Source organism: Defluviitalea phaphyphila (assembly GCF_001466305.1).
Classification (GTDB): domain Bacteria; phylum Bacillota; class Clostridia; order Lachnospirales; family Defluviitaleaceae; genus Defluviitalea_A; species Defluviitalea_A phaphyphila.
Window position 1 is genome coordinate 140,925 of sequence record NZ_JWID01000002.1, and the last position, 26,121, is coordinate 167,045.

24 protein-coding genes are annotated in these 26,121 nt (G+C 27.3%); all 24 read left to right on the forward strand.

From position 1 onward, the window contains the following. The first annotated feature begins 23 nt into the window (after nt 1–23). The gene (flhA, locus tag OM90_RS01800; protein WP_058485171.1) at nt 24–2,066 is read left to right on the forward strand and encodes a flagellar biosynthesis protein FlhA; all 2,043 of its coding nucleotides are present in this window, start codon (nt 24–26) and stop codon (nt 2,064–2,066) included. After that, on the forward strand, nt 2,066–3,238 hold the full coding sequence (gene flhF / locus OM90_RS01805; RefSeq protein WP_058485172.1) for a flagellar biosynthesis protein FlhF: 1,173 nt from the start codon (nt 2,066–2,068) through the stop codon (nt 3,236–3,238). The genes flhA and flhF overlap by 1 nt, the downstream gene beginning before the upstream one ends. Then, on the forward strand, nt 3,238–4,119 hold the full coding sequence (locus tag OM90_RS01810; protein ID WP_058485173.1) for a MinD/ParA family protein: 882 nt from the start codon (nt 3,238–3,240) through the stop codon (nt 4,117–4,119). Before flhF ends, OM90_RS01810 begins: the two co-directional genes overlap by 1 nt. 26 nt (nt 4,120–4,145) lie before the next feature. Further along, a complete protein-coding gene (locus OM90_RS01815; protein ID WP_058485174.1) occupies nt 4,146–4,790 on the forward strand; it encodes a flagellar brake protein in 645 nt (214 codons plus the stop codon). Nucleotides 4,791–4,794: 4 nt separating this feature from the next. Next, the gene (locus OM90_RS01820) at nt 4,795–5,883 is read left to right on the forward strand and encodes a protein-glutamate methylesterase/protein-glutamine glutaminase (RefSeq protein ID WP_242860843.1); all 1,089 of its coding nucleotides are present in this window, start codon (nt 4,795–4,797) and stop codon (nt 5,881–5,883) included. A 1-nt stretch (nt 5,884) separates the two neighbouring features. Beyond that, complete coding sequence (locus OM90_RS01825; RefSeq protein WP_058485175.1) at nt 5,885–7,942, forward strand: chemotaxis protein CheA; 2,058 nt, start codon at nt 5,885–5,887, stop codon at nt 7,940–7,942. Nucleotides 7,943–7,961: 19 nt separating this feature from the next. Beyond that, a complete protein-coding gene (locus OM90_RS01830) occupies nt 7,962–8,408 on the forward strand; it encodes a chemotaxis protein CheW (RefSeq protein WP_058485176.1) in 447 nt (148 codons plus the stop codon). Nucleotides 8,409–8,443: 35 nt separating this feature from the next. Beyond that, entirely contained in the window at nt 8,444–9,067 is a 624-nt protein-coding gene (locus OM90_RS01835; protein ID WP_058485177.1) for a chemotaxis protein CheC, read from the forward strand. Then, nucleotides 9,064–9,558, forward strand: a complete 495-nt coding sequence (locus OM90_RS01840; protein WP_330381808.1) for a chemotaxis protein CheD — start codon at nt 9,064–9,066, stop codon at nt 9,556–9,558. Before OM90_RS01835 ends, OM90_RS01840 begins: the two co-directional genes overlap by 4 nt. A gap of 116 nt (nt 9,559–9,674) precedes the next feature. Then, nucleotides 9,675–10,439, forward strand: coding sequence for a FliA/WhiG family RNA polymerase sigma factor (locus OM90_RS01845; RefSeq protein WP_058485178.1), 765 nt, complete (start codon nt 9,675–9,677; stop codon nt 10,437–10,439). A 12-nt stretch (nt 10,440–10,451) separates the two neighbouring features. After that, complete coding sequence (locus tag OM90_RS01850) at nt 10,452–12,095, forward strand: DUF342 domain-containing protein (protein WP_058485179.1); 1,644 nt, start codon at nt 10,452–10,454, stop codon at nt 12,093–12,095. A 13-nt stretch (nt 12,096–12,108) separates the two neighbouring features. Next, nucleotides 12,109–12,414, forward strand: coding sequence for a hypothetical protein (locus OM90_RS01855; protein WP_058485180.1), 306 nt, complete (start codon nt 12,109–12,111; stop codon nt 12,412–12,414). A gap of 16 nt (nt 12,415–12,430) precedes the next feature. After that, nucleotides 12,431–13,027 (forward strand): DUF6115 domain-containing protein, encoded by a 597-nt coding sequence (locus OM90_RS01860; protein WP_058485181.1) that lies wholly within the window; start codon nt 12,431–12,433, stop codon nt 13,025–13,027. Between the two features lie 5 nt (nt 13,028–13,032). Continuing rightward, nucleotides 13,033–13,539, forward strand: coding sequence for a hypothetical protein (locus OM90_RS01865; protein WP_058485182.1), 507 nt, complete (start codon nt 13,033–13,035; stop codon nt 13,537–13,539). Nucleotides 13,540–13,686: 147 nt separating this feature from the next. Further along, nucleotides 13,687–14,415 (forward strand): 30S ribosomal protein S2, encoded by a 729-nt coding sequence (rpsB, locus tag OM90_RS01870; protein ID WP_058485183.1) that lies wholly within the window; start codon nt 13,687–13,689, stop codon nt 14,413–14,415. 109 nt (nt 14,416–14,524) lie between these two features. Next, a complete protein-coding gene (tsf, locus tag OM90_RS01875) occupies nt 14,525–15,445 on the forward strand; it encodes a translation elongation factor Ts (RefSeq protein ID WP_058485184.1) in 921 nt (306 codons plus the stop codon). Nucleotides 15,446–15,582: 137 nt separating this feature from the next. Beyond that, entirely contained in the window at nt 15,583–16,287 is a 705-nt protein-coding gene (gene pyrH, locus OM90_RS01880) for a UMP kinase (RefSeq protein WP_058485185.1), read from the forward strand. A gap of 12 nt (nt 16,288–16,299) precedes the next feature. After that, entirely contained in the window at nt 16,300–16,857 is a 558-nt protein-coding gene (gene frr / locus OM90_RS01885) for a ribosome recycling factor (RefSeq protein ID WP_058485186.1), read from the forward strand. Nucleotides 16,858–16,920: 63 nt separating this feature from the next. Then, a complete protein-coding gene (locus OM90_RS01890; protein ID WP_058485187.1) occupies nt 16,921–17,655 on the forward strand; it encodes an isoprenyl transferase in 735 nt (244 codons plus the stop codon). Between the two features lie 18 nt (nt 17,656–17,673). After that, complete coding sequence (locus OM90_RS01895) at nt 17,674–18,483, forward strand: phosphatidate cytidylyltransferase (protein WP_058485188.1); 810 nt, start codon at nt 17,674–17,676, stop codon at nt 18,481–18,483. A gap of 32 nt (nt 18,484–18,515) precedes the next feature. Next, nucleotides 18,516–19,652: a 1-deoxy-D-xylulose-5-phosphate reductoisomerase gene (locus OM90_RS01900; RefSeq protein ID WP_058485189.1), complete on the forward strand. Its 1,137-nt coding sequence runs from the start codon at nt 18,516–18,518 to the stop codon at nt 19,650–19,652. Between the two features lie 4 nt (nt 19,653–19,656). After that, complete coding sequence (gene rseP / locus OM90_RS01905) at nt 19,657–20,691, forward strand: RIP metalloprotease RseP (RefSeq protein ID WP_058485190.1); 1,035 nt, start codon at nt 19,657–19,659, stop codon at nt 20,689–20,691. Between the two features lie 15 nt (nt 20,692–20,706). Beyond that, entirely contained in the window at nt 20,707–21,747 is a 1,041-nt protein-coding gene (gene ispG, locus OM90_RS01910; protein ID WP_058485191.1) for a flavodoxin-dependent (E)-4-hydroxy-3-methylbut-2-enyl-diphosphate synthase, read from the forward strand. A 26-nt stretch (nt 21,748–21,773) separates the two neighbouring features. Next, entirely contained in the window at nt 21,774–26,099 is a 4,326-nt protein-coding gene (locus OM90_RS01915) for a PolC-type DNA polymerase III (RefSeq protein WP_084757930.1), read from the forward strand. The last annotated feature ends 22 nt before the right edge of the window (nt 26,100–26,121 follow it).

The following is a 26,121-nucleotide window of genomic DNA, read 5'->3' on the forward strand; positions in this document are numbered from 1 at the left end:
AAGGTAGTGAAGGAGGATTTTTGGTGAAATTTGGGAACATTTTTCTTGGAGTATTTGTTATAGCGATTATTATAATGATTATTATTCCTTTACCTCAAGGTGTATTAGATGTATTTTTTACCCTTAATATTGCTATTGGAATTATTATTCTTTTAAATACTATATTTTCAAAAGAACCTTTAGATATGTCTTTATTTCCCTCTATTCTTTTGATTACAACCATATTTAGATTAGCTTTAAATATATCTTCTACTAGAGCTATTTTAGCAGATGGATATGCTGGAGAAGTTATAGAAGCTTTTGGAAGTTTTGTTGCAGGAGGGAATATTGTTCTTGGAATCGTTGTATTTATTATTATTGTAATTATACAATTTTTAGTTATTACTAAAGGTGCTGAAAGGGTAGCAGAAGTATCAGCAAGATTTACTTTAGACGCAATGCCAGGGAAACAAATGGCAATAGATGCTGATTTAAATACTGGATTAATAGATGAGGCAGAAGCAAAGGCAAGAAGAAAAAAAATACAAGATGAAGCTAGTTTTTATGGAGCCATGGACGGAGCTAGTAAATTTGTTAAAAATGATGCTATTGCTGGAATTATTATTACATTTATTAATATTATAGGAGGAATTATTTTAGGGACAACAGGGATAACAACAGGAAATCCTATGTCTATTAGTGAAGCTTTAGAGGTTTATACTATTTTAACTATAGGGGACGGACTGGTAAGTCAAATTCCTTCTTTACTTATTTCTACAGCAACTGGAATATTAGTAACTAAAGTAGCTACAGAAAATAATATGAGTAGTGATTTTTTAAAACAATTAGGAAGTATTCCTATAGTACTTCAAATTGCAGGATGGGCATTAATCATTTTAGGAATTTTATCTCCTCTCCCATGGTATACTTTAGTTCCAGTTGGAATTTTACTTATTGCAGGAGCTAGTATTATTAATAGAAGATTAAAATTACAAACAATTCAAGAAGAAATTTCTTCAGAAGATATACAAGCTGAAGAAATTAGAAAGCCTGAAAATGTAATATCTCTTTTGCAAGTAGATCCTATTGAATTAGAATTTGGATATGGGATAATTCCTTTAGCTGACGTAAAACAAGGGGGAGATTTACTTGACAGGGTTGTTATGATAAGAAGACAAATTGCTTTAGATTTAGGAGCGATTGTTCCAATTATTAGATTAAGAGATAATATTCAACTTGCCCCAAATCAATATATAATAAAAATAAAAGGGGTTGAAGTTGCTAGAGGAGAAATTTTATTTGATCATTATATGGCTATGAATCCAGGATATGTAGAAGAGGAAATAGATGGAATTGAAACTGTTGAACCTGCCTTTGGATTGCCTGCTCTATGGATTTCAGAGTCTCAAAGAGAAAAAGCAGAAATGATGGGATATACAGTTGTAGATCCTCCTTCTATTATAGCTACTCATTTAACTGAAGTTATAAAGAAAAACTTAAGCGAATTACTTAGCAGACAAGATGTTCAAACTCTTATAAATAATGTAAAAGAAACCAATCCTGCTCTTATAGATGAATTAGTGCCTAAAGTATTGGGTATAGGAGAAATTCAAAAAGTATTGGCAAATTTATTAAAAGAGTATGTACCAATAAGAGATTTAGTTACTATATTAGAAACTTTAGCTGATTATGGGACAACAACAAGAGATACAGATGTTTTAACAGAGTATGTAAGGCAAAGACTTAGTAGAACAATATCTAAAAGGTTTTTAAGTGAAGAAACAAATAATATTATTACTTTAAGTCCTGAACTAGAACAGAAAATAATGGATTCAGTACAACATTCAGAACAAGGTTCATATTTAGCATTAGACCCACAAACAACCCAACAAATTTTTGAAAAGTTAAATAAAGAAATTCAACGTTTTACTTCAATAGGAAAACAACCAATTTTATTAACTTCTCCTATTGTAAGAATTTATTTTAAGAGACTTACAGAACAAGTTGCTCCAGATTTAATTATTTTATCATATAATGAAGTTGACCCAAGTATTGAACTGCAATCTATTGGGATGGTGAGTTTATAATGAAAATAAAGAAATATCAAGCAGAAACAGAATTTCAAGCAATGAAAAAGGCTAAAAAAGATTTAGGTGAAGAGGCGATTATTTTAAATGTAAAAAAAACTAATCCAAAAGGTATTTTAAAATGGTTTAAAAAGCCTTTAGTAGAAATAACTGCTGCTTTAGATGAAGAAAAATCATCAAATTTTGCAAATACATTAAATAATATATCTTCTAAAAAAGTACATATAAATAATTTATCAGAAAATATAATAAAAGAACAAAGTACAACAATTAAATCATTAGAAAATAAATTAGATAATTTGGAAGAGTTAATTATTAAAATAGCAGAAAGAGAAAACAAGTTAAATATAGATGATAAAAATAATAACAAAGAAAATATTTATGATAATCCAGTTTTACAATTATTTTATGATAATCTTATTAAAAATGAAGTTACTCCAGAATTAGCTAAAACGATTTTAAAAGAATTAAATCAAACATATAAAAATAATCAAAATGATATAGATAATTTAGTAAGAATTGTATATAATCAAATTATAGAAATTATTGGGGAACCTAAACCAATTCAAATAGATGATACTCCTAAAATTGTCTTTTTTATTGGACCAACTGGGGTAGGGAAAACTACTACAATTGCCAAAATAACAGCCCATTTTTCTCTAAATATGAAGAAAAAAGTTGGTTTAATTACAGCAGATACATATCGTATTGCAGCAGTAGAACAATTAAAAACTTATGCAGAAATATTAAATGTGCCAGTAGAAGTAATTTATTCTTCTGAAGAACTTTTAGAAACTTTAAAAAAGATGGAAGAAAAAGATATTATATTAATTGATACTGCAGGAAGGTCACATAAAAATGAAAAACAATTTCAAGAATTACATGATTTATTAGACAAAGTAGATAAAAAAGAAGTATTTTTAGTTTTAAGTGCAACTACTAAATATAGAGATATGTTAAAAATAATTAGTAAATATTCTTCTATTTCAGACTATAATATCATTTTTACTAAAATTGATGAGACTACAGCATTAGGTTCTATATTAAATATAAAGTATGTAACTAATAAAAATTTATCATACATGACATTTGGACAAAATGTACCAGACGATATTGAAGTAATTAGTCCGGAAAAAATAGCAAAGATGTTATTAGGGAGAATTGATGAGTGATGGACCAGGCAGAAAATTTAAGGAGAATTGTAAATAATCGAATAAATTATGATATTACTAATTCTAATTCCTCAAGAGTTATAACTATTACTAGTGGAAAAGGTGGAGTTGGAAAAACAAATGTAGCAGTTAATTTAGCTGTGCAGTTTCAAAAAGTTGGGAAAAAAGTTATTATAATTGATGCAGATTTTGGATTGGCTAATATAGAAGTACTTCTTGGAATTGTTCCTAAATTTAATCTTAGTGATGTGATAAATGGGAGAAAGAATATCACAGATATAATAATAAAAGGTCCTCAAAACATTAAGTTTATTTCAGGAGGTTCAGGAGTTCAAGATTTAATTAGGCTTAATAAAAATCAATTAAATTATTTTATTAAAAATATGAGTTTATTGGATGAAATAGCAGATATTATTTTGATTGATACAGGAGCTGGATTAACAGAAGCTGTATTAAGTTTTTCAAAAGCAGCAGAAGAGATTGTTTTAGTTACTACCCCAGAACCTACTTCTATCACTGATGCTTATGCTCTTATAAAAACATTATATATTCAAGATAAAAATGCAGTTCCTAATATAAAATTATTAGTTAACAAAGTAGACAATGAAAAAGAAGGATTAGAAATAAGTAACAAATTAAAACAAGTATCTAAAAAGTTTTTAAATATAGAAATTGAAGAAGTGGGATATATTCCATATGATAGAAATTTAATTAAATCAGTAAAATTACAAGACCCTGTTTCCATTAGTTTTCCCAAAAGTGAATCTAGCAAGGCTTTTAAAAAGATTGCTAATAAAATTCTTAATGCAAATCATAAAGATAAAACAAAACTACAGTTTTCTGCATTTATAAAACGTTTAATGGATGTATTTAGTAATTAATCGAGATATAAATAAAGGGTGAGTTTATGAAAAGCATTTTAATTCCAGGGACTAAATTAGAGATAAAATATAATAATGAGATAGATGAAAAAAAGAATTATACATTTATTAGTCAAATAGAAGAATATATAGATGAAAATAATTTAATAATATCGGCTCCTATATTTAAAGGTGAAATAGTTCCATTAAGATTAAATAAAGAGTATACATTGATTATTTATGGGAATAAAGGACTTTATGAATGTAAAATTATACTAAAAAAACGTTTAAAAAAAGAGAATATAGAGATGGTAAAAATAGAGATAATATCATCTTTAATTAAAATTCAGAGAAGGGATTTTTTTAGATTAGAATGTGTAATTCCAGTAGAATTTACTGTAAATAATGTTTTAAATAAAGGAATTATTAAAGATATTAGTGGTGGAGGAATTAAATTTATTTCAAATATAGAATTGAATATCAATGACGAAATTAATTTTAATTTTGTTTTAAATAATAAAAAAATGTCTTTATTAGGAATAATTTTAACAAAAGAAGATTCGAATGTAGAAAAATATAAATATCAGTATAGAGTAGCATTTAAGGATATTAGTGAAAAAGATCAAGAATGTATAGTAGAATTTATTTTTTTAGAACAAAGGAGAATAGTTAGACAAAATAAAGGGTTGTGATTTTGTGATTAAAAAGAAAAAAATCTTAGTCATCGATGATTCTGCTTTTATGAGAAGAGTCATTTCTGATATAATTAATAGTGATAATAGATTAATAGTAGTGGGAACTGCAAAAAATGGAAAAGAAGGATTAAGAAAAATAAAAGAACTAAATCCAGATGTTATTACAACAGATATAGAAATGCCTACAATGAATGGGTTAGAAATGATAAAGATATTAATGGAAACAACCCCTAAACCTGTTTTAGTAATCAGTGCATTTACTAAAGAAGGAGCAGATACTACTATTAAGGCTTTAGAACTAGGAGCAGTTGATTTTATAACTAAGCCAGAAAATATTTTTAAAATAAACAAGGAAGAAACTAAAAAGCAAATATTAGAAAAAATTATTACAGCTTCTAATATTCGTAATTTACCTCATAAAAATATTAAAAATATAAGAAAAGATATAAAAAACATAGAAAAAAATACTATAAAAAAAGAAAGTATAAAAGAATATGGTAAATATTTGCGAAAAATAGTAGCAATAGGAACTTCTACAGGAGGACCAAGAGCGTTACAAGAAGTATTGCCATATATCCCCAAAACTTTACCAGCAAGTTATGTGATAGTCCAACATATGCCTCCAGGTTTTACAAAATCATTATCTGAAAGATTAAATAGTTTAAGTGATATAACTGTAAAGGAAGCAAAAGATAAAGATATTTTATATCCAGGAGTAGCTTATATTGCTCCTGGAGATTATCATATTTTAATAGAAAAAGCAAATAATTCCTCTGACTATTGGATTAGATTATCTAGTAGCCCGCCTGTAGCAGGACATAGACCTTCAGTTAATGTTATGTTTAATTCTTTAATAGAAACTAATTTTAATGATATTATTGGGGTAATTATGACAGGAATGGGGACTGATGGACTAGAAGGCATGAAAAATCTAAAAAGAAAAAAAAATGCTTTTATTATTGCTCAGGAAGAAAAAAGTTGTGTTGTTTATGGTATGCCTAGAGCTGTAATAGAGGCCGGTATTGCAGATGTAGTAGTTCCTTTGCATAAGATTGCTAAAGAAATTATTAAAGTAGTGGAGGTGTTTTAATATGGATATGAGTCAATATTTAGATATTTTTATTGAAGAATCAAAGGATCATCTTCAAAATTTAAATGAAAGTTTGTTAGAATTAGAAAATTCTCCAAATGATATGTCAATTTTAAACGAAATATTTCGTGTAGCTCATACATTAAAAGGTATGGCTGGCACTATGGGATTTGTAAGAATGCAAAAATTAACTCATAATATGGAAAATGTTCTTTCAGAAATTCGTAATGGACATATAAAAGCTAACTCTAATTTATTAGATATACTTTTTAAATGTTTAGATGCACTAGAAGATTACATAGATAAAATTACAAATACAGGTAGTGAAGGAGAAGAAGAATATTCAGATATTATTAAAAATTTAAATGATATTTTATCATCTGATACAAATAAAGAAGAGAAAGAACAAGATTCCATAGATGAAAAATCTTCAGTTGATAATGATAAAGAAGATTCAGAAACTTCAAATATTTCAATGAATGAATTTGAAAACAATGCAGTAAAAACTGCTGTATCAAAAGGATACAATGTATATGAAATTACTATTTATTTAAACAAAAATTGTGTATTAAAATCAGCTCGTGCATTTATTGTTTTTAAAACTTTAGAAAGTCATGGAGAAATTATTAAGTCAATTCCTAGTGTTGAAGATATAGAAGATGAAAAATTTGAATTTGAATTTACTCTTGTAATAATATCAAAATCATCTAAAGATATAATAAAAAAGGATTTATTATCTATTGCTGAAATAGATAAAATAGTTTTAAAAGATATTTTAATTCAGGTTGATTCTAATAATGTAGTTAATAAAGAAGTTAATGAAAATAAAAAAGATATTGCAACAAAAAGTCTAAAAAATACTTACGAACAACCTAAAAATACTTCAAAAGAGGTAAATAAAAGGCAAAAACCAAAAGCTGGAAAAACTGTAAGAGTAGATATTGACCGTCTAGATACTTTAATGAATTTAGTTAGTGAGTTAATTATTGTAAAGACTAGATTAGAAGGAACTGAAGGAGGAAATAATAATCAAAATTATAATGAGGCAGTAGAATATCTAGAAAGAATTACGACTAGTTTACATGACGCAGTAATGAAAGTAAGGATGGTTCCTGTTGAGAGAGTATTTAATCGTTTTCCAAGAATGATAAGAGATTTATCTAGAAAATTAAATAAAGATATAGAACTTAATATGTCAGGAGAAGAAACAGAATTAGATAGAACGGTTATTGATGAAATAGGAGACCCTTTAATCCATTTATTAAGAAATGCTGCTGACCATGGATTAGAAACAACAGAAGAAAGAATTCAAAACCATAAAGAAAAAACAGGACATATTTATCTTAGAGCTTATCAAGATGGTAATAATGTAGTAATTGAAGTTGAAGATGATGGAAGAGGAATTGATGCAAATAAGATAAAAAATAAAGCCATTGAAAAAGGGATTGTTACTCCAGAATTAGCAGAAAATATGTCTGAGAAAGATTTAATTGAATTATTATTTAAACCTAGTTTTAGCACAGCAAAAACGATCTCTGATATATCAGGAAGAGGAGTAGGATTAGATGTAGTAAAAACTAAAATAGAAGCTTTAGGAGGAGATATAGAAGTCGTATCTAATTTGGGAAGAGGAAGTAAGTTTATTGTTAGACTTCCCTTAACTCTTGCTATTATTCAGGCACTTATGGTGAAAATAGGAGACGAAAAATATGCTATTCCTCTTAATACAATTCAAAATATTGAAGATATAAAAACATCTGAAATACAATATGTGAAAAGTCAAGAAGTTATTATTTTAAGAGATAAGGTTATACCAATAATTCATTTAGATAAAATTTTAGACATAGAACAAAAAGTTCAAAAAGATACAATTACTGTTGTAATTGTTAAAAAAGGAGAAAAACAAGCGGGTTTTGTAGTAGACGGTTTAATTGGACAACAAGAAATAGTAATAAAATCTTTAGGAAAATATCTTAGTAACATTAAAATGATTGCAGGAGCAACTATTTTAGGAGACGGAGAAGTAGCACTTATTTTAGATATTAATACATTAGTATAATATAAATAGGGGGAATATTATGGATAATATTTCAAAAGAAGAAATAAAACAATATGTTGTATTTAAATTAGGAAACGAGGAATATGGAATCGATATACATCAAGTTCAAATCATAGAAAAAATAAAAAAAATCACTAGAGTTCCTAAGGCTCCAGCTCACATAAAAGGAGTAATTAATCTTAGAGGAGAAATTATTCCTGTTATGAGTTTAAAAAGTAAGTTTGGATTAGGAGAAGACCAATATACTGATGAAACAAGAATTATTATTGTAAAAATTGATGATAATCAAATTGGAATGATAGTAGATGAAGTAAAAGAAGTTCTTCAAATTTCTTCAAATTCCATTGAAAATGTTCAGCAAGGAGATATTAATTTAAATTTTATTCAAGGAGTAGGAAAAGTTAATCAGCAAATAGTTACTATTCTAAATTTAAGAACTTTAATTGAATTTGTTAAGGATGTTTAGTTTAGTGATTTGTTATTTAATAAAGGGGTGGAATAATGGCAAATATTGATATAGATACGTTAAATACACTTCATCTAGATGTTTTAAAAGAAATTGGTAATATTGGTGCGGGTAATGCTACTACTGCTCTTGCTAAGCTTCTTAATAAAAAAGTGGATATGGGGGTTCCAAAAGTTAATATTTTAGAATTAAAAAATGTTGCAGATATATTAGGAGGAGCAGAAAATTTAGTTGTTGGGATTTTACTCAGTGTTTCTGGAGAAGTTAATGGAATGATGATGTTTGTTTTAGAACAAAAATCAGCCCATATTTTAGTTAATATTTTAATGGGAAGAGAAATTAATAATATATCAGAATTTACAGAAATGGATATATCAGCACTTAAAGAAATTGGAAATATTTTAACAAGTTCTTATCTCTCTTCTTTATCTGCTTTAACAAATTTAAATATTGTTCCATCTATTCCACAAATGGCTTTTGATATGGCAGGAGCAATACTTAGTGTACCGGCAATTGAATTTGGTAAAATAGGAGATAAAGTTTTACTTATAGAGACAGAATTTATAGAAGGTATAGACCATGTTATGGGGTATTTTATATTAATACCAGAGATAAATTCTTTTGAAAAAATTTTGTTATCTTTAGGAGTTAATATATGATGGGTTCACGAGAAATTATAAAAGTAGGGATGGCAGATCTTAATATAGCAAAGTATCCAAATATTTTAACTACTTTAGGATTAGGTTCTTGTGTAGGAATAGCACTTTATGATCCTATTACTAAAATAGGAGGATTAGCTCATATAATGCTTCCTGACAGCACTCAAATTAAAAATAATTCCAATATAGCCAAATTTGCAGATACAGCTACATTGAAATTAGTAAAAGATATGATTGATATAGGAGCTAAAAAAGATAGAATAGTAGCTAAACTTGCAGGGGGAGCTCAAATGTTTTCATTTAGTTCTTCCAATGACTTAATGAGCATCGGAGAAAGAAATATATTAGCAGCTCAGAATATTTTGGCTAAATTAAATATTCCTATTGTAGCTTCTGATACAGGGGAAAATTATGGGAGAACTATAGAATTATATACAGAAAATGGAGAATTACTTATTAAAACTATTGGCCATGGGATAAAGAAAATATAAAAGGGATTAAAAATAGTTAAAAAGTTGGATATTATTTTTAGTTTAATTTTAGGTATAATCATAATAAAAATATATTTATTATCTGCTGAAAGTAAATTGGTTTCAGGAGGAATTATATGACAGAAAAAAATATTGTAGAGTTATGGGAACAATACGAAAAAACAAATCAACCTGCTTTAAAAGAAAAATTAATAATGGAATATGCTCCCCTAGTTAAATATGTAGCTGGAAGATTAAATATTTATTTAGGTCAAAATGTTGAATATGAAGATCTTATAAGTTATGGGATATTTGGATTAATTGATGCAATTGATAAATTTGATATTAAAAAAGGAGTTAAGTTCGAAACTTATGCTTCTCTTAGAATTAGAGGAGCAATATTAGATAGTATAAGAAAATTAGACTGGATTCCAAGATCACTACGACAAAAACATAAAGAAATTGAGAAAATATATGCAGAGTTAGAGGCAGAATTAGGAAGAGCTCCAACAGATGAGGAATTAGCAAAGAAAATGGGACTTGAAGTTAAAGAAACTCGTGAAATATTAAAAAAAATAAATCTTATTTCTCTTATTTCCCTAGAAGAATATGTAGAACAAAATAGTGAGTTTAGTGTTGAAAGTTCAAGTAAAAGCAGTGAGCAGCCAGAAAATTATTTAGAAAAGCAAGAATTAAAAAGAATACTTAAAGAATATATAGAAAAATTACCGGAAAGAGAACAGAAGGTTTTATTTTTTTATTATTTTGAAGATTTAACGCTTAAAGAAATTAGTGCAATTATGGGAGTATCAGAATCTAGAATATCACAATTACATACAAAAGCTATTACTCGTTTAAGAAGTAAACTAGGAAAGTATAAAAATATTTTATTTGAGCTTTAGAGGAGAGATAAAATGAAAAAAAAAGAAGATTTGTCAAATAGGATTCAAGATAATTATGATGGTTTTTTTGATTTAAAAATTAAAGAAGATGGGCTTTATCTTATTGTTTATGGACCTAAGGGGAAAGGAAAATTTGTAGATATTCAAGAAGTTATTGATAGATTAAATCAAAAAAAAATTGATAAATATAATTTAGATGCCATTAAGCAAGCGTTAAATAATGTAAAACCTGAAGAAAAGATAGAAATTTTGATTTCTACAGAAATACAATTAGAAGATATTAACGAAAAAATAATTGTAGAAATTTCTAAAGATAAAATGTTTGCAGTGATAAGTTTTATTCCTCCTCAAAATAATGGAAAACTTCTTTCTTTTGAAGATGCAATTAAAGCAATTGAAAATAAAGGTATAAAATTTGGTATAGATAAAGAAAAAGTAAAAGAAGCATTAAAGGAAAGAAAGACAAATTATAGATATATTATAGCTGAGGGAATATCTCCTATACATGGTAAAGATGCTATATTAGAATTTCATTTTAATAGGCAAAAAAAAATAAAACCTAAACTTTTAGAAGATGGAAGCGTTGATTTTCACAACTTAGATTTAATTGAAAATGTATCTAAAGGACAAGTTCTTGTTACATTAATTCCTCCTGTGGAAGGAACTCCTGGAGTGAATGTATTAGGAATAAAAATACCTCCTAAAAAGGGAAAACCAATTAGACTTCCTAAGGGGAAAAATACAGCAATTTCAGAAGATGGTTTAAAATTAATATCAACTATAGATGGACAAGTTAGTTTTAATAATAATAAAGTAAATGTATATGAAACTTATGAAGTTCCTAATAATGTGGATAATTCAATAGGTAATATTAATTTTGTTGGAAATGTGATTGTAAAAGGAAATGTATTAACAGGATTTAGTATTAAAGCTGGAGGTAATGTTGAAGTTTATGGGGTCGTAGAAGGAGCTAGAATAGAAGCAGAGGGAGATATTGTTCTTCATAGAGGGATACAAGGAATGAACAAAGGATTTCTAAGTTCAAAAGGAAATATCTTATCTAAGTATATTCAAAACAGTACTGTAGAAGCTTCAGAAAATATTATAAGTGAAGCAATTATGCATAGTCATGTTAAATGCAGTGGTTCTATCATAGTAAATAATAAAAAAGGTATTATAGTAGGTGGAGTAATTCGTGCTAGTGATCAAATTGATGCAAAAGTAATAGGTTCTCCTATGGCTACTTTGACAGAAATTGAAGTAGGGATGGATCCAGGAATACTTGAAAAATATAGAAGTTTAAAAGAAAAATCAGAATATATAAAAAGAGAAATTATAAAGACAAATCAAGTGATAGATTTGCTAAATAAAATGAAAGAAGCAGGGAAAATAACAGATTCTAAAAAGGATTTATTATTAAAATCAATTAGAACAAAAGTATTTTTAGATGATAATTTAAAAAGTATTAAAGGAGAAATGGAAGAACTTCAATTTTTATTAAATGAAAAAGATAATGGAAAAGTTAAAGTGTATGATACTATTTATCCTGGAGTAAAAGTTACTATAGGAAATGCGTGTATGTATGTAAGAGAAGAATTAAAATATTGTACTTTATATAAAGATAGAGCGGATATTGTAACTAGTACCTATGAATAAGGGGGGATGTATTATGTCAATTCGTCCTATAGATATGCAAGTTTCTATACCTAAGACCTCTGAATTATCTAATCAGCAGCAAGGACAAATGCATCGAGGAGAGTTGCAACAACAACAATTTGTCACTCAAATGGAAAAAAATATAATAAAAAATCAACAGCAAGTACAAAACTCTAATAAATCAGAATATCAAGTGGATAAAGATGCAAATAATAAAAATAAGTATCAACAAAATAATAATAAAAAACAAAAAAATAAAAAAAGAAAAAAAGAAGAATTATCAAAAGATACAGATAGTACAATTGATATAAGAATTTAATATTGAGGTGTAAAATATGTCTCAAATTGAAATTATAAATAGTATGCTTTTATTTCTTGTAGTGGTTGGAATAATTATGTTAATAATTGGAATATTTTTTATAAAAGAAAAACAAAATATAAATGCTTATTTAATAGATGATAAACAAGAAGAAATAGATAAGCAATTAAATGATAAAATTGAAGAAGCAGATAAAATGTTACAAGAACTTAATGAATTTTCATCTTATCTTAAATCAGATGTAGAAAAAAAATATAAGGAGTTATTATTTTTATATCAACTAATAGATGAAAAAGAGAAGAATATTTCTAATTTATATTATTTAGAAAATCAAAAAGTTGTTAGTGATGTAGATAAAATAGAAGAAAATATACAAGAAGATATAGAAGAAGATATTAAAAAGAATAAAGATAATATTGAAACAAATCTAGAAAAAAATAATAAAGAAAATATGGGGGAAAATACACAAGAATCTATGATTTTAAATAATAAAAATTATGATAATATTATTAAATTGTATAAAAGAGGGGTTAATCCAACGGACATTGCAAAAGAACTAGACATTGGAAAAGGTGAAGTAGAATTAGTGTTAAGCCTTACTAAAATGAGGTGATGTCAGTGAGGATATCTTTTAAAAGTTTAGTTATTGGATTAGGAATAGGAATAATAGTAACCTCTCTTTTTGTTATGATTTTTACTTTAAAATTAAAAAATGAAAAGGAAACTACTTTATTAACAAATGAAGAGATTATTCAAAAAGCTAAAGAATTAGGAATGATAAATCCTTTAGATTTAGAAGCAGATAAATTTGTTTTATCTAATGAAGAAATTATAAATAAAGCAAGAAAATTAGGAATGGAATATACATCTACAGTTGATTTACAAGTATATAAAGAGCAAGAAGGACAAGTTGATATAGAAGAATTTGTTACAGTATTTATTCCTAAAGGGATAAACTCTGAAGAAATGGCAATAATATTTTATAAAAATGGTTTGATAGATAGTGTAGAAGAATTTAATTCATATCTTAAAAATCAAAATTTAACTACTATAAATAATGGTGGATACTTCGATATTCCTAAAAATAGTGATTATGAAGAATTAATTAATATAATAACAAAATAAAATAAAAATATTGATAAAATAAAAATAGTATGATATACTTCCTTGTGAAAAAACACACGCATTTGATTTTTCGTAATGGTGCCAAAGATTGGTTTTACGAAAAGATGACGAATGCGGAGGAAAAACCAAAATTTAGGAGGAAAAAGAATGAGTGTAATTTCAATGAAACAATTACTTGAGGCAGGAGTACATTTCGGACATCAAACAAAAAGATGGAATCCCAAAATGGCAGAATATATTTTTACAGAAAGAAATGGGATTTATATTATTGACCTTCAAAAAACAGTTAAAAAAGTTGAAGAGGCTTATAAAGTAGTTAGGGATGTTGTAGAAGAAGGTGGTAACATCCTTTTTGTAGGAACTAAAAAACAGGCTCAAGATTCTATTAAAGAAGAAGCTGAACGTTGTGGAATGTTCTATGTAAATCAAAGATGGTTAGGCGGTATGCTTACTAATTTTAAAACAATTCGTACAAGAATAGATAGATTAAATGAATTAGAAGAAATGGAACAAAACGGAACATTCGAAGTACTACCTAAGAAAGAAGTAATTAATCTTCGTCATGAAAAAGAAAAACTTCAAAAAAATCTTGGTGGAATTAAAGAGATGACTAAGCTTCCTGATTTACTTTTTATAGTTGATCCTAGAAAAGAAAGAATTGCTGTTCAGGAAGCACATATTTTAGGGATTCCTATCATCGCAATTGTAGACACAAATTGTGACCCTGAAGAAGTTGATTATGTAATACCAGGAAATGATGATGCAATTAGAGCAGTTAAATTAATTGTAAGTAAAATGGCTGATGCAGTTATTGAAGTGAAGCAAGGGGTACAAGATACAGTGGCTTCTGACGAAGAAGAAGTAGTAGCGGAGTAAAAATGTAAACCTTAAAGCTTCAGCCTGAATTTAGGCTGAAGCTTTTCATGTATATTAAAAATATAAATTATATATACAAGATAATAAAAATATTATAGGAGGTAATAAAATGGCAATAACAGCTAAGATGGTAAAAGAATTAAGAGAAATGACTGGTGCAGGTATGATGGATTGTAAGAAAGCATTAACAGAAGCAGATGGAGATATGGAAAAAGCTGTTGAAGTATTAAGAGAAAAAGGATTAGCAAAAGCTGCAAAAAAATCTGGACGTATTGCAGCAGAAGGATTAGTTAAGGATTATATTTCAGAAGATGGGAAAGTTGGAGCAATAGTAGAAGTAAATAGTGAAACAGATTTTGTTGCTAAAAATGAAGAATTTAGAACTTTTGTGGAACAAGTAGCTAAACAAGTATCAATGACAAAATCAACTAATATTGAGGATTTTATGAAAGAAGAATGGATTTTAGATTCTTCTAAAACAGTACAAGATGTTTTAAATGAAAAGATATCTGTTATTGGAGAAAATTTAAATATCAGACGTTTTGTAAAATTTGAAACCCAAGAAGGAATTATTTCTTCTTATATACATGGTGGTGGAAGAATAGGAGTATTAGTAGAATTAAATTGCAAAAATATTACAGACAAAGTAAAAGAAGTTGCAAAAGATATAGCAATGCAAGTTGCAGCTATTAATCCTAAATATATTAGTAAAGAAGATGTACCTTCTGATTTTATTGAAAAAGAAAGAGAAATTTTAAAACAACAGGCGCTTAATGAAGGGAAGCCAGCTAATATTGTTGAAAAAATGATAGAAGGACGTTTAGCGAAAAATCTAAAAGAAATTTGCTTAGTTGATCAACCATATATTAAAGACGGAGATATTACTGTAGGGAAGTATTTAGAAAGTGTTTCTAAGGAATTAGGAGATGATATTACAATTAAAAATTTTGTTCGTTATGAAACAGGAGAAGGATTAGAAAAGAAAGAAGAAAATTTTGCAGAAGAAGTGGCAAAACAGATGAATGTATAATATGATATAATATTGGGGAACACTAAGTGTTTCCCTTTTTATGTAAAACATTTATATTGATAAGCTTTTTTAAATAATATATTTAATGTGGAAAAATATATAAAAATATGGTACATTAATAATGAAGGAGTAATTGTATGGCAAAATTTAAAAGAGTATTAATTAAATTAAGTGGAGAAGCTCTTGCAGGTTTAAAAGGAGAAGGATTTGATTTTTCAACTGCAGTAAAAGTGTCTAAACAAATTAAAAAATTAATAGAGCAAGGAATAGAAGTTTCTATTGTTATTGGAGGAGGAAATTTTTGGAGAGGAAGAAATAGTGAATCTATGGACCGTACTAAAGCGGACCAAATAGGTATGTTAGCTACAGTTATGAATTCTCTGTACATGGCAGAAATATGTAGATTGCAAGGATTAAAATCAATTGTTCAAACTCCATTTCAAATAGGAACTATTACTGAACAATTTAATAAGGATAAAGCTTTAAGTCATATGAAAAATAATACAGTTGTATTTTTTGCTGGAGGAACTGGACATCCTTTTTTCTCTACAGATACAAGTGCTGTATTAAGAGGATGTGAAATAGAAGCTGATATATTATTATTTGCAAAAAATATTGATGGTGTGTATGATTCAGACCCTAAAGTTAATAATGAAGCAAAAAAATTCACAAAATTGTCTTTTAAAGATATTCTTGATAAACAATTAAAGGTTATTGATGGAACAGCAGCAAGTCTTTGTATGGAACAAAATATACCTATATTAATATTTAAACTTGATACTGAAGATGGTATAATAAAAGCGGCTTATGGTGAAAATATTGGTACATTAATAACTAATTAAGGGGGAGTTAATATGGATAAAAATCAATATAATATATACGAAGAAAAAATGAAAAAAACAATTAAGACATTACAGGAAGAATTTAATACTATTCGTGCTGGAAGAGCTAATCCACGTATTTTAGATCGTATTATGGTGGAATATTATGGAGTTCCAACACCTATACAGCAAGTAGGGAATATATCAGTTCCTGAAGCAAGAATTATTCAAATTCAACCTTGGGATTCTTCTATAATAAAAGATATTGAAAAAGCAATTATGGCATCTGATATAGGAATTACCCCAAGTAATGATGGGAAAGTTATAAGATTGATTTTTCCAGAGATAACGGAAGAAAGAAGAAAAGAATTAACAAAAGAAGTAAAGAAAAAAGGTGAAGAAGCAAAAGTTGCAATTAGAAATATTAGAAGAGAAGCATTAGATCATTTTAAAAAGCTTCAAAAAAATGGAGATATTACAGAAGATGATTTAAAAGATTGCGAAGAAGATATTCAAAAACTTACAGATAAATATATTAAAGAAATAGATAAACATGTAGAAAATAAAAATAAAGATATATTATCAGTATAAATTAATTATACATATATGCCCCTTCCATGGAGGGGTATTTTGTTAATTTTTAAGGAGGCTTGAATGAAAGATATAGATTATAAAGAAAAGATATATTTGGATAAATTACCTAAACATGTAGCAATTATAATGGATGGAAATGGACGATGGGCTAAAAAGAAAAATATTCCTAGAAATTTTGGACATAAAGCAGGAGCTAAAGCATTACAAAAGATATTAAAAGCAGCAGATGATATAGGGATAAAACATTTAACTGTATATGCTTTTTCAACTGAAAATTGGACTAGACCTAAAGAAGAAATAAGTGGATTAATGAATTTACTTAGGGAATATTTAAAACAATATTTAAAAGATATGGATAAAAATAATATAAAAGTTGATATCATAGGGGATATAACAAAATTAGACAAAGATATTCAAGAACAAATTGAAAAAATAAAAATAAAAACTTATAATAAAACAGGATTAAATTTGCATATTGCTTTAAATTATGGTGGCCATGATGAAATTATAAGAGCAATTAAAAAAATAGGACAAGATCTTCTAGACTCAAAAATAAATATAGATGAAATTAATAAAGATGTATTTGCTACATACTTAGATACTAAAGATATTCCAGATCCAGACCTTTTAATTCGTACTAGTGGAGAACAAAGGATAAGTAATTTTTTATTGTGGCAAATTGCTTATAGTGAATTATATTTTTGCGATAAATTATGGCCTGATTATAATGAAAACGATTTTTATAAAGCCATATATGAATTTCAAAAAAGAAACCGCCGTTTTGGGGGAATTTAATATTCGGAGGAGATTTTATTGCGTTTACGAATAATAACATCCATAATAGGTATTCCTTTACTTTTGGGTATAGTAATTTTAGGAGGAGAGGTATTAAAGATATCTTTAGGATTTATTTCCATAGTAGGAATGTATGAATTTTATAAAGCTATGGATATAAAGGTTAATACTATAAAATTTGTTGGATATTTTTTTGCTTTAATTTTTATATTTTTTATATTTCCTAATACTCAATTGTATTTTATATTTTTCATATGTTTTTTATTCTCCTTATTTTTAAGTATTATATTTTTTCATAAAAAATATAATATTATAGACGTAGGGGTTACATTTATAGGATTTGTTTATGTATGTATTTTATTATTTTTTATTATTCAAGTTAGAGAATATACATTACATGGAGAATTTTTTGTATGGTTAATTTTTATAAGTGCTTGGGGTAGTGATACAGCAGCATATTTTACAGGATTATCTATAGGAAAACATAAACTTTCTCCTGAATTAAGTCCTAATAAAACTATAGAAGGGTCATTAGGAGGAGTTATAGGCGGGGCACTTTTATCTTTTATATATGGGCATATATGTATATATTTTGAGTATATTCCTATATCAAATTTTCCTATTATGTGTGCAATAATAGGTGGAATTGGAGCAGTAGCTTCACAATTAGGAGATTTAACAGCTTCATCAATTAAGAGATATGTAAAAATAAAAGATTATGGGAATTTATTTCCAGGTCATGGTGGCGTTTTAGATAGATTTGACAGTATTTTATTTACAGCTCCTTTAGTATATTATTTGATAATATTATATAAATTTTTATTTTAATATTGCTTTTAAAATTAGATGAGGTGAATAACTTGAAAAAAATATCTATATTAGGTTCTACAGGTTCTATAGGAACTCAGACTTTAGATGTAATTAGAAATCTTAAAGATATAGAAGTATTAGGATTAACAACAAATAAAAATATTGAATTATTAGAAAAACAAATTAATGAATTTCATCCTAAAAAAGTAGCAGTTATGGATGAAAAAAAAGCTTATGAGTTAAAAAAGAAATTAAGTAATTCTGTTGAAGTATTATCAGGAATAGAAGGACTAAATGAAATAGCTACTATGGATGAAATAGACACAGTAGTTACATCTGTTGTAGGGACTGTTGGTTTAATTCCAACATTTAAAGCAATAAAGAAAGAAAAAAATATTGCTTTAGCAAATAAAGAAACCCTTGTTACAGCTGGGAAAATCATTATGGAAGAAGCTAAAAATAACAATGTAAAAATTATTCCAGTAGATAGTGAGCATTCAGCAATATTTCAATGTTTACAAGGGAATGAAGAAAATAAAATAGAAAGAATTATTTTAACAGCTTCTGGAGGTCCTTTTAGAAATAAAAATATTGAAGATCTTAAAAATGTTACTTTAGAAGAAGCATTAAAACATCCTAATTGGTCTATGGGGAAAAAAATAACTATAGATTCAGCAACTATGATGAATAAGGGCTTAGAAGTTATAGAGGCTAAATGGTTATTCGGAGTAGAATTAGACCAAATAGAAGTTTTAATTCATCCACAAAGCATTATTCACTCCATGGTAGAATTTGAAGATGGTTCTATTATTTCTCAAATTGGTGAACCGGATATGAGAATACCTATACAATATGCTTTAACTTTTCCTAAACGTTTAAAAAATAAGTGGCCTAGAGTTGATTTTTCTAAAAGAAATTTATTTACTTTTGAACATCCTAATTTAGAGTCTTTCCAATGTTTAGATTTAGCATATAATGCTCTTAAAATAGGAGGAAGTATGCCAGCAGTGCTTAATGCGGCAAATGAAATAGCAGTGGAAAGATTTTTGAAAAAAGAAATAAGTTTTTTAGATATTCCTAAAATTATAGAAAAAACAATGGAAAAGCATAATATAATAAAAGTTCCAACATTATCCGATATTTTAGAAGTAGATAAATGGGCAAGAGAAATTTCAAAAGGTAGGTGAAGATATGAATATATTAATAGCACTTTTAGTTTTTGGGATTATTGTATTAATACATGAATTTGGACATTATATTGTAGCTAAAAAGAGTGGAATTAAAGTAGAAGAATTTGCTATTGGAATGGGGCCTAAATTAATTAGTAAACAGTATGGAGAAACTTTATATTCTATTAGAATTTTTCCTATAGGTGGATTTTGTAAGATGTTAGGGGAGGATGAAGGAGTACAAGATGAAAGAGCCTTCAGTAATAAATCAGTTCTTACTCGTATAGCTGTTATAGCAGCAGGACCTATTATGAATTTGTTATTAGCGTTTATAATTATACTTTTCTTTGTAATTTCTGGTGGTTTTCTAACCACCGTTGTTAATCAAGTTGCTCCTAATACACCTGCAGAACAAGCGGATATTAGAATTGGAGATAAGATAGTTGCTATAGATGGAAAGAAAATTAATATTAAAGAAGAAATAAGCTATATATTAGAGAAAACAAAAGACCAATCAATTGAAGTGACTATATTAAGAGATGGTAATAAAATTAAAAAAGAAATAAAGCCTATGTTAGATGAAGAAACTGGTAGATGGATGTTGGGAATAGGCTTTGAATTTAAAGAAGGTAAAGAAAATATATTAGAGAGTATTGCTCAAAGTTTCTGGAATGTAATTTTTCTTGTAAAACTTGTAATTGTAGGATTCTTTCAAATTATTACAGGACAAGTAGGAGCAGATAAAATAGCAGGACCTGTTGGAGTAATTGAAATGATTGGAGAAAGTTATGAGATAGGGCTAAAAACTAGTATAATTATGGCAATTCAAAATGTTATGTATTTAGCTGCATTAATTAGTGCTAATTTAGGAGTTATTAATTTACTTCCTATTCCTGCTTTAGATGGAGGAAGATTATTATTTTTAATAATTGAAGGATTAAGAGGGAAACCTATAAGTGTTGAAAAAGAAGGTTTAATACATTTCATAGGATTTGTATTATTAATGGTTTTTATGGTGTTTATTTTATATAATGATTTATCAAAACTTGTAGCATAAGAACGGAGGAAATAAATGAAGTCAAAGACAGTTTTTGTTGGGGATGTTCCAATAGGAGGAGGGCATCCCATTGTTGTCCAATCTATGTGTAATACGGATACAAGGAATGTTAAAGAAACTGTAAAGCAAATTCATGCATTAGAAAAAGTAGGATGCGAAATAATTAGGGTTGCTATTCCAGATATGGAAGCAGCTAATGCAGTTAAAGAAATTAAAAGACAAATTAATATTCCTTTAGTTGCAGACATTCATTTTGATTATCGTTTAGCATTGGTTTGTGTAAAAAATGGAATAGATAAGATAAGGATTAATCCTGGAAATATTGGAGGAAAAGAAAAAATTAGAGAAGTTGTTAAAGCTGTAAAAGAACGTAATATACCAATTAGAATAGGAGTAAATTCTGGTTCCTTAGAAAAAGATTTATTAAAAAAATATGGTGGAGTTACGGCAGAAGCTTTAGTAGAAAGTGCAAAAAAACATATTTATTTATTAGAAGAAATGGATTTTAGCGATATTGTTGTATCTATTAAATCTTCTAATGTATTATTATCCTTAAAAGCTTATGAACAATTTTCGAAAGAAATGGACTATCCTCTTCATATAGGAATTACAGAAGCAGGAACATTATGGAGTGGTACAATTAAATCAGCAGTGGGAATAGGAGCTATTTTATCTAGGGGAATAGGAGACACTATTAGGGTATCTCTTACAGGAGACCCAATTGAAGAAGTAAAAGTGGGGAAAGAAATCTTAAAAGCTCTTAATCTTAGAAATTTCGGAATAGAATTTATATCTTGTCCTACTTGTGGAAGAACAGAAATAGATTTAATATCTTTAGCAAATGAAGTTGAAAAAAAGTGTGCCAATAAAGATAAAAAAATAAAAGTAGCAATAATGGGATGTGCTGTAAACGGGCCAGGAGAGGCTAAAGAAGCAGATATAGGAATTGCTGGTGGTAAAGGAGTAGGATTAATATTTAAAAAAGGGAAAATTATAAAAAAAGTACCAGAGGAACAATTATTAGATGTACTTTTAGAAGAAATTGATAAATTATAAATAAATTAAATATAGGGGGCTTTTCAATGCATCAAAATGAAAACTGTCAGAGTTTTCTAAAAGTATTCCCGAACGTATATATGGATAATTCTATAAAAGAATTATTAAAAGAAGCCATGATAACTAATATAAAGATATTTACTAAATTAAGAAAAATAGAAATAACTTTATCTAATAATGCTATTATTCATCAAGAAGTTTTAAACAAATTAAGTATTCAAATAAAAAACCAATTTCCAGGAATTAATAAAGTTTTAATAAAAACTAAATTTAATTTATTAAAGAATCAGTCTCCAAAAAAATTAATGTATTTATATTGGGATAATATACTTCATGCTATTCATGATGAAAATCCTATTTGTTCAGGAATTTTAAAAGAATGCCCTTGGAAAGTTGATAAAGATAATAATTTGATAATATCAGTAAATAATTATCAATTTTTATATCTTAAAAAAAAGAAAGTAGACCAATGCATTCAAAATATGTTAAAAGAACAATTAGGAATAAATATGGAAGTTTTATTGCAAGCAGAAGAAGTATCTGTGAAAGAAAAAGAAATATACGAAAAAAATTTATTTTCTAAGGAACAAGAAGTAGTAAAAGAAATAGCATTAAATATATCTAATGAAATTAAAAACAACAAAGAAGATAAAGAAAAGAAAAAAGATAAAGAAGATAATCCTATTATTATAGGAAAAGAAATAAAGTCCTCTTCAATAGATATAAAAGAAATTTCAGAAGAGATAGGAGAAGCAATTATAGAAGGATGTATTATTGCACTTGATATTAAAGAAACTAAAAATGGTAAATATATAGTTACTTTTGATGTTACTGATTATAAAGATTCTATTACAGTTAAAATGTTTTTAAAAAAAGAACAATTTATATCAAACATTAAAGATAAATTAAAAAAAGATATATATGTTAAAGTTAGAGGGTTTGTACAGTTTGATCCTTATTCAAGAGAAATAGTTATTATTGGGAAAGACATAAATAAAAAGCAAAATTCTAAAATTAGAATGGATAATGCGTCAGAAAAAAGAGTAGAGCTTCATGTTCATACACAAATGAGTAGTATGGATGGAATTTCTTCTGTTGATTCTTTAGTTAAAAGAGCAGCAGAATGGGGACATTCTGCTATTGCAATTACAGACCATGGAGTTGTACAAGCTTATCCTGATGCTGCTATGGCAAGTAAAAAATATGGAATAAAAATTATTTATGGTATAGAAGCTTATTTAGTAGATGATTTAAAAGCTATAGTGCAATCTCCTAGAAATCAAAGTTTAAATGATACGTTTGTAGTATTTGATATTGAAACTACAGGATTAAAAGCTGGTAAAGATAGAATAACAGAAATAGGTGCTGTAAAAATAAAAAACAGAAAAATTGTAGATTATTATAGTACATTTGTGAATCCTGAAATACCAATTCCTCAAAATATTCAAGAATTAACGGGAATAACAGACGAAATGGTAGCTAATGCTCCTAAAATAGAAGAAGCATTAGTAGAATTTTTAGATTTTGTAGAAGATAGTGTAGTAGTTGCTCACAATGCTAATTTTGATGTTGGATTTATAAGATATTTTAGCAATTTATATTCTAAGGATTTTAAAAATACAGTATTAGATACTCTTGAATTAAGTAGATTATTATTTCCAACTTTAAAAAAACATAAGTTAAATATTATCGCTAAACATTTAAATATTTCTTTAGAAAATCATCATAGGGCAGTAGATGATGCAAAAGCTACAGCTGAAATTTTTATAAAATGTATGGAAATACTTTCCGAAAGAAAAGTTGATAATATAAATCAAATTAATGCTTTAGCCAGTGAATCTATTGATATAAAAAAATTAAAAACATATCACGCAATAATATTAGTAAAAAATCATACAGGTTTAATAAATTTATATAAATTAGTATCAAAATCACATATAGATTATTTTCATAAAAAACCAAGAATTTCAAAAAGCTTATATTTAAAATATAAAGAAGGATTAATTATAGGAAGTGCTTGTGAGGCTGGAGAATTATATAGAGCTATATTAGAAAATAAACCTGAAAATGAAATAAAAGAAATAGCTTCATTTTATGATTACTTAGAAATTCAACCGTTAGGAAATAACCAATTTTTATTAGATAATGGAAAATTAGATTCTATAGAAGAATTAAAAAATATTAATAAGTATATTGTAAATTTAGGAGAAGAATTAAATAAATTAGTAGTTGCAACTTGCGATGTCCATTTTATAGATCCAGAAGATGAAGTATTTAGAAGAATTATTATGGCAGGTCAAGGATTTGCAGATGCAGATAAACAAGCTCCCCTATATTTAAGAACAACGGAAGAAATGCTTAAAGAATTTGAATATTTAGGAGAAGAAAAAGCTAAAGAAGTAGTTATCAAAAATACAAATAAAATCGAAAAAATGATAGATACTATTAAACCTATTCCAGATGAAACTTTTCCACCTAAAATTGATGGAGCCGAAGAAGAACTTACAAGAATTACTATGGAAAAAGCAAAATCAATCTATGGAGATCCACTTCCAACTCCAGTACAAGAAAGATTAGATAAAGAACTAAATTCTATTATTAAAAATGGTTTTGCTGTTTTGTATATTATTGCACAAAAGTTAGTTTGGAAATCATTAGAAGATGGATATTTAGTTGGGTCAAGGGGTTCTGTTGGATCTTCTTTCGTAGCAACTATGGCATCTATTACAGAGGTTAACCCTCTTCCTCCACACTATGTTTGTCCTAATTGTAAATATTCTGATTTTGATTCTGAGACTGTAAAACAGTTTGCTGGAGGATCAGGATGTGATATGCCTGATAAAAATTGTCCTAAGTGTGGAAGTAAGATGAATAAAGATGGACATGATATACCTTTTGAAACTTTTTTAGGATTTGATGGAGATAAAGAACCTGATATTGACCTTAATTTTTCAGGAGATTATCAACCTAGAGCTCATGAATATACAGAAGAACTTTTTGGGAAAGGGCATGTATTTAGAGCAGGTACTATAGGTACTTTAGCTGAAAAAACAGCTTATGGATTTGTAAAAAAATATTTAGAAAGCAAAGGAGAAATTGTAAGGAATGCAGAAATAAATCGTCTTGTTAAGGGATGTACTGGAATAAAAAGAACAACTGGACAGCATCCAGGAGGACTTATGGTTGTTCCAAGAGATCATGAGATATATGAATTTTGTCCTGTTCAAAGACCCGCTAATGATGTAAATTCAACGACAATAACAACACATTTTGATTATCATTCAATTAGTGGAAGATTGTTAAAATTAGATATATTAGGTCATGACGATCCTACAGTTATAAGAATGCTTCAAGATTTAACAGGAATTAATCCACAAGAAATCCCGTTGGATGATGAAAAAACTATGTCTTTATTTACTTCTACAGAAGCTTTAGGAGTAAAACCTGAAGATATAGGTAGTGAAGTTGGAACCTTTGGGCTTCCAGAATTTGGGACGAAATTTGTTCGACAGATGTTGGTAGATACAAAACCTAAAACTTTTGCTGAATTAATTAGAATTTCAGGCTTATCACATGGAACAGATGTATGGTTAAATAATGCACAAGAATTAGTTAGGTCTAATGTTGCCACCCTTTCAGAAGTTATATCTACCCGTGATGATATAATGGTATATTTAATTCTTAAGGGAGTAGAAAAAAAGCATGCCTTTAAAATTATGGAAAAGGTTAGAAAAGGGAAAGGACTTTCTCCTGAAGATGAAAAAGAAATGAGAGCTGCAAAAGTTCCAGAATGGTATATTGAATCATGTAAGAAAATTAAATATATGTTTCCTAAGGCTCATGCAGCAGCTTATGTAATGATGGCATTTAGAATAGCTTATTTTAAAGTATATTATCCAGAAGCTTTTTATGTTACTTATTTTACTGTTAGAGCAGAAGATTTTGATTACTGTTCAATGTGTAAGGGAGTAGATAAAGTTAGATTAGCCATAAAACAACTAGAAGAAAAAGGGAATAAACTTACTGCAAAAGAAAAAGGGACACTTACAGTTTTAGAAATTGTTTTAGAGATGTATGCAAGAGGAATTAAATTTGTTCCTATTGATTTATATAAATCAGAAGCTTTAAAATTTCAAATTACAGAAGAAGGAATTCTTCCACCTTTAAATGCTTTACAAGGATTAGGAAATACAGCAGCTAAGAACATTGTTGAAGAACGAAAAAAAGGAGAGTTTATATCTATTGAGAATTTAAGAGAAAGGACAAAAATTAGTAAAACTGTTATAGAAGTTATGAAAGAAAATGGTATTTTAGATGGAATACCAGAAAATAGTCAATTAAGTTTATTTTAAACTTAAGAAAAATACTTTTTAA

Bases quoted from the DNA above. Each gene is read 5' to 3' on its own strand.
- OM90_RS01860 (WP_058485181.1), top strand. From the start codon at position 12,431: ATGTCTCAAATTGAAATTATAAATAGTATGCTTTTATTTCTTGTAGTG.
- rpsB (WP_058485183.1), top strand. From the start codon at position 13,687: ATGAGTGTAATTTCAATGAAACAATTACTTGAGGCAGGAGTACATTTC.
- OM90_RS01815 (WP_058485174.1), top strand. From the start codon at position 4,146: ATGAAAAGCATTTTAATTCCAGGGACTAAATTAGAGATAAAATATAAT.
- tsf (WP_058485184.1), top strand. From the start codon at position 14,525: ATGGCAATAACAGCTAAGATGGTAAAAGAATTAAGAGAAATGACTGGT.
- ispG (WP_058485191.1), top strand. From the start codon at position 20,707: ATGAAGTCAAAGACAGTTTTTGTTGGGGATGTTCCAATAGGAGGAGGG.
- OM90_RS01915 (WP_084757930.1), top strand. From the start codon at position 21,774: ATGCATCAAAATGAAAACTGTCAGAGTTTTCTAAAAGTATTCCCGAAC.
- OM90_RS01830 (WP_058485176.1), top strand. From the start codon at position 7,962: ATGGATAATATTTCAAAAGAAGAAATAAAACAATATGTTGTATTTAAA.
- OM90_RS01850 (WP_058485179.1), top strand. From the start codon at position 10,452: ATGAAAAAAAAAGAAGATTTGTCAAATAGGATTCAAGATAATTATGAT.
- OM90_RS01855 (WP_058485180.1), top strand. From the start codon at position 12,109: ATGTCAATTCGTCCTATAGATATGCAAGTTTCTATACCTAAGACCTCT.
- frr (WP_058485186.1), top strand. From the start codon at position 16,300: ATGGATAAAAATCAATATAATATATACGAAGAAAAAATGAAAAAAACA.
- OM90_RS01810 (WP_058485173.1), top strand. From the start codon at position 3,238: ATGGACCAGGCAGAAAATTTAAGGAGAATTGTAAATAATCGAATAAAT.
- OM90_RS01845 (WP_058485178.1), top strand. From the start codon at position 9,675: ATGACAGAAAAAAATATTGTAGAGTTATGGGAACAATACGAAAAAACA.
- pyrH (WP_058485185.1), top strand. From the start codon at position 15,583: ATGGCAAAATTTAAAAGAGTATTAATTAAATTAAGTGGAGAAGCTCTT.
- flhF (WP_058485172.1), top strand. From the start codon at position 2,066: ATGAAAATAAAGAAATATCAAGCAGAAACAGAATTTCAAGCAATGAAA.
- OM90_RS01840 (WP_330381808.1), top strand. From the start codon at position 9,064: ATGATGGGTTCACGAGAAATTATAAAAGTAGGGATGGCAGATCTTAAT.
- OM90_RS01825 (WP_058485175.1), top strand. From the start codon at position 5,885: ATGGATATGAGTCAATATTTAGATATTTTTATTGAAGAATCAAAGGAT.
- OM90_RS01835 (WP_058485177.1), top strand. From the start codon at position 8,444: ATGGCAAATATTGATATAGATACGTTAAATACACTTCATCTAGATGTT.
- OM90_RS01890 (WP_058485187.1), top strand. From the start codon at position 16,921: ATGAAAGATATAGATTATAAAGAAAAGATATATTTGGATAAATTACCT.
- rseP (WP_058485190.1), top strand. From the start codon at position 19,657: ATGAATATATTAATAGCACTTTTAGTTTTTGGGATTATTGTATTAATA.